At 34.9% G+C, this 908-nt stretch carries 1 protein-coding gene; it reads right to left on the bottom strand.

The genetic code is table 11. The features are described 5' to 3' along the window. Positions 1-53: 53 nt before the first annotated feature. A protein-coding gene (locus tag BFN00_RS15730; RefSeq protein WP_004729218.1) for an IS5 family transposase occupies positions 54-867 on the bottom strand; the annotation gives its coding sequence in 2 pieces (ribosomal slippage) (positions 54-479 and positions 481-867; 813 coding nt in all). Between the last annotated feature and the right edge of the window lie 41 nt (positions 868-908).

The following is a 908-nucleotide window of genomic DNA, read 5'->3' as shown; positions in this document are numbered from 1 at the left end:
GTCTCGTGGGCTCGGAGATGTGTATAAGAGACAGATTAGATCTCTTGCGAAAGTTAATTCAAGAGCATCCAATTCACCATTCCAACAATTAAATTCATTCTTAGACCAAATCGTTTCCGTCTATTTCTATACCGTTCTGTTAATATCCGAAAATATTTAAGTTTGCCGTTGATATGTTCAATTGTGATCCTACGCCGACTGATTTCTTGGTTGATCTGTTTTGCTATTTTGGGTAATGATAAATTCTTAGGTTTCTTGATTGGAATGAGTAACTTACTCTTAATCTGATGAAATCCTTTATAGGCTAAATCTGCCATAATACAAGGATAAATGATCATCTCCTTAAAATACTTACGCGCAATCGTCAGATCATGTTTTCTGCCACTTTCGACCTGTATACTTACAATTTGCTTTAGTCTTGGGTTAAAAATGACCTGTGTTTTTAGCGTATGTTTTTTCTTTTTACCGCTATAGAATTTTCTTTGTTTTTTTGGGACGCTCAATCTGTGACTCAGTGACATCAACGATCACATAATCACCTTCACTAAACTTTTGATTCCTTTTGGGTAATGCAAAAATCCGTGATTGAATCAGAGCATTTTCAACTTTATGAATAGTACGATTCACATTACTTTCAGCGAGATTATAGTCAGCGGATAATTCAATTTGAGTCCTATAACAGCGTAAGTAGTTTAGAGTTAACAATAATTGATCCTCTAAACACAAAGAATGCGGCCTTCCAGATTTTTTCTTGGCAAGTTCAGCGTGTTGTAACACCGATACCATTTTTAAGAATAATGGACGAGGAACTCCAACGAGTCGTTTAAATTCCCCATCATTAAATCGAGTTAAATTTTCATATTTCATGGGGCTAGTATAAACAATTTTTTACTTTCGCAAGAGATCTA

This window comes from Acinetobacter sp. AR2-3, assembly GCF_001878775.1.
Lineage (GTDB): Bacteria > Pseudomonadota > Gammaproteobacteria > Pseudomonadales > Moraxellaceae > Acinetobacter > Acinetobacter lwoffii_D.
This window is presented reverse-complemented; position numbering and strand designations above follow the sequence as displayed.